Consider the following 11,454-nt stretch of genomic DNA (forward strand, 5'->3'; position numbering starts at 1 on the left):
GATTATCTACCCATCCATCCGCCGTCTACAAGCATGATGCTACCGTGCATATAAGCTGCAGCTGGAGAAGCTAAGAACACCACTGGACCTGCGAAATCTTCTGGGTTACCCCATCTTCCTGCAGGAATTCTTGCTAGAATAGATTGTGATCTTTCAGGGTCATTTCTTAACGCCTCAGTGTTATCAGTAGAGATATAACCTGGTGCAATAGCATTTACGTTTACACCTTTACCTGCCCACTCGTTAGCAAATGCCATTACTAATTGGCCAACTGCACCTTTAGATGCTGCATAACCTGGAACTGTAATACCACCTTGGAAAGTAAGTAATGAAGCGGTGAAAATCACTTTACCTGATCCTCTTGCTACCATTTCTTTACCAATCTCACGAGTTAAAATAAATTGAGCGTTTTGGTTCACCTCAATTACTTTATCCCACATTTCGTCTGGGTGTTCCGCTGCTGGAGTACGAAGAATTGTACCTGCATTGTTCACCAAAATATCAATTTGAGGGTGGTTAGCTTTAACTGTCATAATGAAGTTATATAACGACTTACGATCAGAAAAATCACATTGGTAAGCAGAGAAGTTTTTACCTCTTGCTTTCACTTCTTTCTCCACCTCACTTCCTTCTAACTCTAATGAAGCAGAAACACCAATCACATCAGCTCCCGCTTCTGCTAGACCGATAGCCATGGCTTTACCAATACCTCTTTTACATCCTGTAACTAAAGCTACTTTACCTTCTAATTGGAAATTATTTAGGATACTCATTTTGTTCTGTTGTTTGTTGGATTGAAAAGGATTGATGATTTAGGAGGGTTCGCGATTTCTATATCCCTTACCATCAATCCTATCAACCTATAATCTTTAATGTTTATATCAGTTATTTGATAGTATATCCGATTATCGCCTATCGACTATCAAACAGTTTTTTAGTTGTCGTTACATTTGATTAGATATTTCATCCCTTCTGGATTTTGATCGATCTCATCAAATACAGCTTGGATGTTGTCTAAATCATCCACTTTAGTGATTAATTGCTCGAAAGGAACAAATCCTGAGTCAGCAATTCTAATTGCTTCTTCGTAATCATCCTCTTCGTATAAACGAGCGCCAAGAAGTTCGATTTCTGACCAGAAGAATTTGAATAAATCCACTTTCTTTTGCTCTCCACCGTGAATGGCTACCATCACGATTCTACCTCTAACGTTAACTACCTCTGTCATTGTTTGTACACCCGGCGCAGAACCTGACACCTCAAATGCACAGTCAATCATTTTTTCGTTCGTTAACTCAGAGATTCTCTCGTTTAAGTTTTCTTTGGCAGGATTAATTGTGGCAAAACCTAGCTCGTTCAACATTTTCAAACGCGTTTCATTTACTTCAGAAATGAAAACATTTGCCCCTTTTTCTTTCAATACATAACCGATTAATGTTCCGATTGGACCACCACCGATAACTAAACAATTTTCGCCTTTTTGAACACGACCAATTTTTACATCGTGACAAGCTACTGCTAATGGCTCGATAAACGCACCGTGCATTAAGCTTAATTGCTCTGGTAATTTATGCAATGTATACGCAGGAACTGTCCATGAATTTTGGAACGCTCCGCTAGAGTCGATACCTATAAACTTTAGGTTCTTACCAACATGCTTATGTCCTTTATCAAATGGGTGTTCCTCACCAAAATGTAAAGGACGAACAGCTACCTTATCGCCTACTTTTACATTGGTTACACCTTCACCAACTTCTGCAACAACAGCAGAAGCCTCATGTCCTACAGTTTGTGGAGGGCTAACTCTTTGGTCCATCACACCATGGAAAATGTGTACATCTGTACCACACACTCCACAGTAAGCTACATCCAAACGTACTTCACCTTTTCCAGGAGCGATAGTTTTACCTTCTCCTACACTGATTTTTCCTTTTGATTCATAGAATGCTGCTTTCATCTCTTTTGTATTTATATTGTTTAGTTCAATTCTGCTACTATGTCGTCTTTTTTGTCTCTGTCTTCACCGATAGATAATAATACTCTATCTGATGATAACCCATCTACTGTTGCTTTTACCTCTACTTTACCCGATTGTTCGGTAGATTGTAAAACAAGTAATGCACGACCATTATCCGTTTCTATTTTTCTTAGCGTATGGTTTTGAACATTGGTATTTGAACCATTATCCACCCCTAAGTCTCTTAAATATTCTGGGATTTCGAAGTTGATTACTCTTTCAACATTTCTGACAGGATTACCTTGTGCGTCGACCAACTGGGCAACAACATGAGCAACGTCGTATTGATTGTTTGAAAGTTCGTTTCTGTCGATTTCTAATTTTACTGCAACAGGTTTACCTGCAGTAATCAGTTTTGTTTCTGTTGTGATGCCATCTTTCTTGCCGATAGCAGATAATTCACCTTTTTCGAATGGTACCGCCCACTTATAAATGTGGTCTTGGTATTCTGCTAAAGTTCTTTTACCCAAGCTTTTTTCGTTTAAGAAAAGTTCAATTTCATCACAGTTTGAATATAGCTCAACACTAATCATTTCACCTTCATTATAATTCCAGTGATTGTTTACATCGTGCCATTCCCAAAGAGCAGTTTCCCACGCTTTAGAATCTTTTGCTACTAATTTTCCTGTCTTTTTATCAATTTTATTAATTGATTTAGACAAAGTCTGTGTAGCTATATATGTATGAGGTTTATCCGTCCATAATGTTTTAATCATTTGATAAGACGGTTTAGGGAAACCTGCAAAATCAACCATTCCTGCATCATTACCTTTATTCGGCCAAGGTGCTCTGATTTCTCCAAGATAGTTAATACCAGTCCAGAAGAAAGTACCTGCGATAAACGGTCGATCCATCACGGCTTTCCACTCATGATATTGAGCAAGGTTTTCCGTACCCATAATTACTTTATCAGGGTAGTTTTCGTGACCATAGTCGTAAAGTACTCTTCTGTAGCTGTATCCCACAATGTCTAACGATTTACCATAGTCAGTTTCATGTGAGGCGGAGGGTAAAATACAGTTTGCTGTAACAGGGCGGGTAATATCCATTTCTTTCGTCCACTTAGCCAATTTCGCAGCTGTGGTGCCGATATCATACTTTTGAGTTGGAATACGTTGTAACTCGCTTTGGATTTTCTCTCTAGAATAAGGAGATTTCGACCAGAAGTAATTACCATTCCAATTCATATTATTAAAAAAGCCTGTAGCTTGTGAAATTCTAGGGTAAGTCCACTCAATTTCATTACCAATACTCCATTGGAAAATCGAAGGGTGATTTCTATGTGATAACATTACCGCTTTAAGGTCTTTTTCTGCATACTCTTGGAAGTAATTTGCATAACCTTCTGTTTCCTCATTTTGAGATTGTTCTTTCTGATTCCATCTTTTATCCTTAGGATAATCCCACTCATCAAAGAACTCATCTTGTACTAAGAAACCCATTTCATCACATAGATCTAAGAATTCAGTAGAACCTGGGTTGTGTGCAATTCTAATGGCATTACAACCACCATCTTTTAATACTTGTAGCCTTCTTCTCCAAACATCTTTAGGAACAGCTGTACCCACAAGACCACCGTCATGGTGCAAGCAGACTCCTTTAATTTTCATGTTTTGTCCGTTCAAGAAAAATCCAGAGTCTGCATTAAATTCAATGCTTCTTACACCAAAGTTGTTTGTTAGTTCATCGATCTGTCCATTATCAACTATAAGTTTAGTTTTAGCTACATAGAGATTAGGGTTGTCCACACCCCAAAGCTCAGGTCTTTCGATAATCGCTTCTTGAGAAACTGAAGTTGTTTCACCTGCTTTTACCAATTTCTTTTCAGAAACTTCCGCTACTAATTTTCCATTTTTAGAGTAAAGTTCTGTTTTAATTGTTACGTTTTTATCTATTGTATAACCATTATTAATATCCGTTACAATACTAACTGTTGCCTTTTCTTCAGATACTTCTGGAGTAGTAATAAATGATCCCCAAATTGGAATATGAAGTTTATCGGTAACAACTAGTTCTACATTTCTATAGATACCTGCCCCAGTGTACCATCTACTATCAGCATAATTGCTATGGTCTACTTTAACTGCAAGTGTATTTTCTTTGTTCTTTTTCAAATAAGGAGTTAAGTCGTAGAAAAACGGTGAGTAACCATAAGGATGGAACCCTAATTTATTTCCGTTTAAGTAGACCTCAGATTTATTATATACACCATCGAATAAAATAAATGCATTTTGATTTTCTGTAAGGTCTAATTTAAATGTCTTTTTGTACCAGCCGATACCTCCACCATAAATATATCCTGTGGCAGGAGCAAATTCAGCATTAGCGGAGTCGTAATCATTTCCAATCACCCAATCGTGAGGTAATCGAACATCTTTCCACTGGTCATTAGTCACATCTGTTAATTTCGATTCTTTTTGATTGATATCTAGGAGAGCGAACTGCCAATCAAAATTGAAATCGGATGTACGTTCCACTTCAGAGGGTGTCGACTGACATCCCCAAAGGAGTACAACTGATAATAATATAAAGCAAAAATTTCTCATTTCTTCTTTCACTTGTCTTTCTTGATTTTTAAAAAGTTCTCCCTTCTTTAAATGGATAGTTGTTGAGGTATATATCACACACTACCGTGCCTTTTGAAGTTTGTACCTGATTAGTTTAAATCAGAGAGTAATATTTAAGGGACTACCGTAACCCCGAAGGATTACGATAGTCTTTTATATAGATTCAGCTTATGGTCTCAAATTAACCTCTCTAACTGAGATATAGTCCATGTAAAGAACTAAGTTATCTGGGTTAGCAGGGTTGTTTGGTCTGAACCAGAAATGGTGTTCACCATCTGCAGATGCAGTAAAGTAATCCATTCTTGCGTAGATCCATTCACCAACTGGTGTTTCAGTTGTGATATTAAATCTTTCAGCACCCCAATCTGTACCAGGGTTAACAAAACACATAATAGATGGAACTTCACCAGCTGTATCATCAATATTAGATGAACCGCTTTCGATTTTAATCCAAACACCAAACTCATAAGATTTACCCGCTTCAACTGGGAAGTTATAAGGGTTATCAAAGTCAGCACCGTGACCAAAAATGGCACCTTGATTTGAGTTCACTTCTAGTCTACCTGATTTAGAACCGTGGTATGCTTCAGTATCTACTACATTTAAAGTATAACCATCCCAAGGAGCACCCCACCATAGGTAGAACCAGTTAGCATCTGTTGATTGTTCAAAGCTTTCGTGGAAAGGAACATTTTCTAAGATGTTTTCATTTTGTCTATGTACTAATAATTCATCAGTAAATTCATCAGCTACAACAAAGTCAGTTGACTGTAAAATACCACCTTGGTAAGATACTGTCACTACATCATCATCATAAACTGATTCACCATCTAGTGCAATCAATACAATATTACCTGCTGTAGGATCTACAGCTGCTGTTAACACTGCCGGATTGATATCAATACTTTTTCCTTCATTTGTTAAATGAACAGAGAAAGTAGCTGGATTCACAGAAGATGGTTCAATTTCTCTAGAGTAATCAAGAGCAATAAATCCTTCTTTTACATAGATATCTGTCAATAATAATGGATCCGAAGAAGGAATAACATTAATAGCATTAACAAAATTAAGAGTATCAATACCTTGAGGTCTAGGTCTGTCACCCAAAACTGCTGTAGAGAAAGTTCCTAACTTCTTGTATTGAACGATTGTCTCCGTTGCTGTACCGTCATTGATTTCAGATTCAATGTAAGTCACTTGCTCAGGATCTCCACCACCAAAATTGTAAACAATTCTAGCTGGCTCACCAATGTGAGATAAAGTATACTTTATCATTCTACCTGCTTGGATATCTGTAGATGTAGATAAATCAATTTCTTCACCTACTGTACCGTCAGGGAAATAATAATGTGCTCTTAATTCCAATTGTAAAGAATCAACAACGTTAATCATAAGCGTTGTATCCATTACAGATTCTCTTTGCGTGTTACCATCATATGCTGCACCAGCAAAATTCTGGTTTAACTGAACTTCTTTCATACCAGATTCATTGAACTGAATATGAATTAAATCAGCTGAAGAAGAAGTCTCTGTAGTCCCTTCTATAACTGCACCTTCTGGAAGTGTCCAAGTTCTATTCACAATACCTTTTGAAGCATCTGTGAATGTCATAGACCCTCCTACTTGTACTCTGTTACCAAATTGGTACTCAGAAGTATAAATTACTTGATGGTTTGGCTCAACACCTGGTGCTTCCCAGTCTTTCTTACATCCGTAGATCGCAAGAAGAGTTAATAAACCAATTATATAATTAAATCTTTTCATTTCTTCTTTGTTAGGATAGACTATAATAAATCAGGGTTTGTTTGTACTTCGTTAGCAGGAAGTGGATAATACTTATGAACACTTTCATTGTATTTCGCTGCTTGCTCAACAAAGTTTTGAATAATGTAAGAAGAGATATATAATGGTGGTTGACCTAAAATAGTCGCTTCATTATCAAGTCTCCATTGTTCATCTACAGCTCTTCTGTCTAAAGCTTCTTTGATTATACCCCATCTTCTTAAATCTTTCCATCTATGACCTTCAAAAGATAATTCTACTGGTCTTTCTACATATCTAATATGCTCTCTGATAGACTCTTGAGAAGGTGTAACTAGTGGTTGTGGAGCTCCAGTAACTTGCTCACTAATGTTAAGTTTTGGAAACTGTCCAGCATTTTGACTCATGTAGTGGCTAAGAGAATACACACCTGCTCTATCACGAACCATATCGATATAAGTGATAGCATCAGTAAAGTTACCTTGCTCATTCAATGCTTCAGCGTACATTAATAAAACGTCTGCATATCTGATCAATCTAAAGTTGATTGGAGATGTTTGTCCGTTATTCTCAATTACACTAATACCTGTATCCCATCTTGTAAATTTCTTCACATAACCAGAGTGACCACCACCCATTGGGTAAGTATCACCATTATCTTCAGTCCATTTTCTAGTGAAGTATGTTCCATAAAATTGTGGTACTAAGATAGAGCTTGTCAATCTTTGAGAATGTGTTTCACCTAAAGCATTGATTGGGTGAGTAGGATCTACTTCATCTTTTAACATCAACTCATGTAAGTATTGAGATGGAGTCACAACGTTGAAACCACCTGCTGTTAAGATGTGTGTAAATACGTGCTCGATACTAGACGCTTCAGATGGAGTTACGTTACCGCCTGCAATATTATCTACCCAATCTCTGTTGTTAGATGGAGGTAAAACTGAAGTCGAATAGTTTACTTCGAAAATTGATTCTGCACTATGCTCACCTGACTCGTTAAAGTTATTTCCATATACTGGTGAAAGTGAGTACATGTTGCTATCAATCACTTTTTTAAATTCAGCAGCAGCTTCCGCCCATTTACCATCATATAAGTATACTTTACCTAATAATGATACCGCTGTACCCCAAGTTACACGACCAGCATCCATATCAGGCCATGATGTTGGTAAATTTTGAGCAGCAAATTCAAGATCAGGAATAACTACTTCTGAAATTACTTCAGCTCTTGTGTTTAATTTTTTATTTAAACTATCAGAGTTTGCGTGATATACAGTATTAATTACTGCTCCATCATAGTTATTGGCTAACTCGAAGTAATAGAAAGCTCTTAATGTTCTCGCTTGAGCTGATACTTCTAACTTTTCTTCAGGAGTCATTTCAACGTCCTCTCCCTCAATAAAAGTAACAATTTGATTTGCTCTGTTGATACCAATATACAACTCGGCCCATCTATTTTGAACTAGAGGATCACTGTTTGTGTAGTTGAATAACTTATAAGTACTGTAAGTTCCGTACCAAGTATCACTTTTTGATAAATCAGAAAGTGCCATTTCGTTTGTAGTTCTAAATCCAGAGATTGAATTGAACTGCAAAGCAGCATAAACTGTGTTTAGCGCATAATCAAAATGTGTTGAATTCTTCCAGAAAGTTTCTGGAGTCAATGCATTTGGATTCGATTGCGTTAGAAATTTGTCTTCATTACATCCAATGAGTAAGAGAGAAGTTAATAACGTAATCAGACTATATTTTACTAATTTCATTTGATCTTAATTTAATTTTCTAACTAAAAGTTAAACTTCACACCACCCAAGAATCTTCTTGTAATAGGGTAACTACCTGTATCTACACCTCTCATGTATAGACCGTCTCCACCAACTTCTGGGTCATAACCTTTATAACCAGTAATTGTAAATGGATTTTGAGCAGTTACATAGAATCTTAATTGATTAACTTTATTGTTAAATAACTTCTTTGGTAAAGTGTAACCCAAAGTAATGTTTCTGAAACGTAAGTAAGTTCCATCTTCTAAGAAGAAATCTGAACTAGAACGAGTGTTCGGGTGCTCCGAGTTAGATCTTACTGCTGCGATATTAGAATCAGGATTAGCAGGAGACCAAGCATACTGCATATCTTTATGTCTACCCATACCATATGCATATAGATTAGATCCGTTATAGATCATAGCACCATGTGAGTAATACATCTGAACAAATAAATCAAAGTTTTTGTATGATGCATTAATACCCATACCCATGTTAAACTTCGCTTGACCTGAACCTGCATACACTCTATCGTTATCATCAATTACACCATCACCGTTTACATCACGGTACATCATGTCACCCAATTCAGCTTGAACACCTGGTAAGCTTTCGTTATAAGCTTTAAGTTGCTCTTCGTTTTTGATTACACCTTGGCTCTCTAGTAAGAAGAAAGAACCTGCTGGATATCCTTCTTTCAAGAAAGTAGTATGATCTTGGAAACCTGCTCTAGTTTGTACTGGTATACCTCCTCTAAATGCAAAACCTTCAACACCGTTTAAGTCTGTTACTTCGTTCACATTTCTTGAGAATGTATAAGTTACTCCCCATTGGAATCCGTTTTCGTGAAGATGCTTATAACCAATTGCTACTTCATGACCTTTGTTTGTCATGTTACCTGCATTTACTAGAATTGAAGTATATGGAGTAGCATTACCACCTGCTGGCTCTGTTACAGATGTACCAAATGATGGTGGAATTGTTTGATCCAATAACATGTCTTCTTTGTTATTGTTATAGTAGTCATAAGACACTGTTAAACGATCGTTGAAGAAACCTAAATCAACACCAATGTTTCTTGAAATTGTAGTTTCCCATTTCAAATCTGGATTTACATATCTTCTGAATACTGCACCTGTAGCTAATCTTTCGTTTTGTCCCATACCGAATGTATAGTCTACACCACTTTCGATTCTAGGCATGAAAGAGTAAGGAGAGATGCTTTGGTTACCCACTTCACCGAAACTAGCACGAACCTTTAATCCTGTCATAAAGTTGTTCAATACTGAGTTTTTGAAGAATTGTTCTTCACTCACATTCCAACCTGCTGAAGCACCATAGAATGTACCGTATCTGTTATCTTTAGAGAAGTTTGAAGAGCCATCGTTTCTTACCGATAACGACACTAGATAACGGTTATCGTAGTTATATTGAGCTCTTAATAATTTACCAACAAGTGTGTTAGTAGACAAATATTGTTGAGGTAAGAAAGCTACCGAACCAGAGCTTAATACTTTAGTTTGGTTGTCTAGTAAACCTTCCGTCATCACTGTTCTTGTCTCATTGTTATATTCCTCGAAAGAATATACTGCAGTTACACCTAAATTGTGCTTACCAAAAGATTTGTTATAGCTTAAGATGTTCTCAAAAGTTGTTGAATTAGAAAGATATTGATTAATAGTCATTCTTGATTCCATTTGAGATGCACCTGCTGCTAAAGAACCGTCTTCTCTATAAATTAGCAATTGAGGTTGGAAGAATACATTTTCTGAAGAATAAGTATTTCTACCAAAGCTTGCTTTATATTTTAAACCTTTAACGATTTCATATTCTAAAGCTAATGCTAAGTTAGTTGACATTACATCTGTGTTATTCTCATTTGATAATTGAGTTGCCAAGTAACCGAAGTTCTCCACTTGTTCTGTCTCTACAATTAGACCGTTACCACCTACTGGAGTGTTTTGGCTAAGTGAAGGCACCCAAGGTTTTTGAGCAATAGCTAATTCATATAATCCCCAAGGCTCTTGTTGTCTTTTCTCATCAGTAATACCTACTGAAGCAAACGCCTTAAATTTACCTTGTGTATACTCACCATTCATACGAGTAGTAAAACGCTCAAAACCTGAGTTAATTAATACACCGTCTTGGTTGAAGTAGTTAGTTGAAACATTGAATTTCAAGTTTTTAGAACCACCTGATACACCTAAGTTGTAAGATTGCATTACTGCATTGTTGTTTTGAACATCTCCTACATAATCAGAATCATTGTAACCAGCGTTAGGGTTAAAAAGATATAAGTTCTGCATACCACCTTCTGAAGCAATTCTATTATGATCTACATACAATTGCTCTTGGTGATTGTTTAGTGGAGTATTAGAAGTAATGTTCTGGATACCTGCGTAAGCTGAGAAATCTACAGACAATTTACCTTCTTCACCTCTTTTGGTAGTGATCAAAATTACACCACCTGCTGCTCTTGTACCATAAACTGATGCTGCTGCACCATCTTTTAGTACATCAATACTTTTAATTTGCTCTGGAGCAATGTTTGGATTGCCTTGGAATGGAATTCCATCAACAATGTAAAGTGGACCACCAGCAGACTTTGCAGAAACAATACCACGAATTTGGATATTTGCCTCAGCACCAGGACGACCTGAACTTGCTTGTACATCTACACCAGCAATTTGACCTTGTAAAGATTCGCCAAGATCTGAAGTAGGTACTTTCAAGATATCCTCAGACTTTACAGATCCAACAGCACCTGTAATTTCTTTCTTCTTTTGTGTACCGTAACCAATTACAACTACTTCATCTAAAGCTTCAACGTCTACGCTTAATTTAATATCAAGTTTCGTTTGCGTTGTAATTGGGACAATTTGCTCTGTGTAACCAATGTAAGAAACTACAATAGATTCTCCACTAGCAACGGCAAGTGTAAATTCCCCGTCAAAGTTAGTTGTTGTACCTTGAGTCGTGTTTTGAATAATAACGTTTACCCCAGGTAATGGCTCATTCGAATCGGCGTCTGTCACTCGCCCTTTTAATAAAACATCCTGCGCATACAAATCAACCGGAACGATTGAGAGCATTGCTAGAGTCAGAATAATTTTAAAAAAATCATAAGCTTTACTCATACTCATAATAAGTTTAGATTAAAAAAGAGTAGTCTGCTAACCATTTCATTTCAAAGTATAATTCTTTAAATCAGCGGACAACTTTAATTTGAACAATAAGTGTTCGCGAAACCCTTAACAAATGTGTGAAAATTAAATTTAAATCACATATATTTGACTAGATTATTACTGAACAGACCGATCAAGTGTAGAAAAGACAACTAATA

6 protein-coding genes are annotated in these 11,454 nt (G+C 36.7%); all 6 read right to left on the minus strand.

The genetic code is table 11. From position 1 onward, the window contains the following. Positions 1 to 2: 2 nt before the first annotated feature. The 6 genes from KMW28_RS22050 to KMW28_RS22075 all read right to left on the minus strand — a co-directional run bounded on the left by KMW28_RS22050 (position 3) and on the right by KMW28_RS22075 (position 11,248). Positions 3 to 767 (minus strand): SDR family NAD(P)-dependent oxidoreductase, encoded by a 765-nt coding sequence (locus KMW28_RS22050; protein ID WP_183363900.1) that lies wholly within the window; start codon positions 765 to 767, stop codon positions 3 to 5. A 167-nt stretch (positions 768 to 934) separates the two neighbouring features. Beyond that, complete coding sequence (locus KMW28_RS22055) at positions 935 to 1,957, minus strand: zinc-dependent alcohol dehydrogenase (RefSeq protein ID WP_169662211.1); 1,023 nt, start codon at positions 1,955 to 1,957, stop codon at positions 935 to 937. Between the two features lie 20 nt (positions 1,958 to 1,977). Further along, positions 1,978 to 4,563 carry a sugar-binding domain-containing protein gene (locus tag KMW28_RS22060; RefSeq protein WP_169662546.1) on the minus strand — a complete coding sequence of 862 codons (2,586 nt, stop codon included), beginning with the start codon at positions 4,561 to 4,563 and terminating at the stop codon, positions 1,978 to 1,980. 189 nt (positions 4,564 to 4,752) lie between these two features. Further along, positions 4,753 to 6,348 (minus strand): hypothetical protein, encoded by a 1,596-nt coding sequence (locus KMW28_RS22065; protein ID WP_169662210.1) that lies wholly within the window; start codon positions 6,346 to 6,348, stop codon positions 4,753 to 4,755. 20 nt (positions 6,349 to 6,368) lie between these two features. Continuing rightward, positions 6,369 to 8,111 carry a RagB/SusD family nutrient uptake outer membrane protein gene (locus KMW28_RS22070; RefSeq protein WP_169662209.1) on the minus strand — a complete coding sequence of 581 codons (1,743 nt, stop codon included), beginning with the start codon at positions 8,109 to 8,111 and terminating at the stop codon, positions 6,369 to 6,371. A gap of 23 nt (positions 8,112 to 8,134) precedes the next feature. Beyond that, positions 8,135 to 11,248 carry a SusC/RagA family TonB-linked outer membrane protein gene (locus KMW28_RS22075; RefSeq protein ID WP_169662208.1) on the minus strand — a complete coding sequence of 1,038 codons (3,114 nt, stop codon included), beginning with the start codon at positions 11,246 to 11,248 and terminating at the stop codon, positions 8,135 to 8,137. Between the last annotated feature and the right edge of the window lie 206 nt (positions 11,249 to 11,454).

Origin of the sequence: Flammeovirga yaeyamensis (assembly GCF_018736045.1) — a bacterium.
In the GTDB taxonomy this organism is placed as follows: Bacteria; Bacteroidota; Bacteroidia; order Cytophagales; family Flammeovirgaceae; genus Flammeovirga; species Flammeovirga yaeyamensis.

What these genes read in the sequence shown, in the direction of transcription:
- KMW28_RS22055 (WP_169662211.1), bottom strand. Translation starts at nt 1,957, where the DNA reads ATGAAAGCAGCATTCTATGAATCAAAAGGAAAAATCAGTGTAGGAGAA.
- KMW28_RS22060 (WP_169662546.1), bottom strand. Translation starts at nt 4,563, where the DNA reads ATGAGAAATTTTTGCTTTATATTATTATCAGTTGTACTCCTTTGGGGA.
- KMW28_RS22065 (WP_169662210.1), bottom strand. Translation starts at nt 6,348, where the DNA reads ATGAAAAGATTTAATTATATAATTGGTTTATTAACTCTTCTTGCGATC.
- KMW28_RS22070 (WP_169662209.1), bottom strand. Translation starts at nt 8,111, where the DNA reads ATGAAATTAGTAAAATATAGTCTGATTACGTTATTAACTTCTCTCTTA.
- KMW28_RS22075 (WP_169662208.1), bottom strand. Translation starts at nt 11,248, where the DNA reads ATGAGTAAAGCTTATGATTTTTTTAAAATTATTCTGACTCTAGCAATG.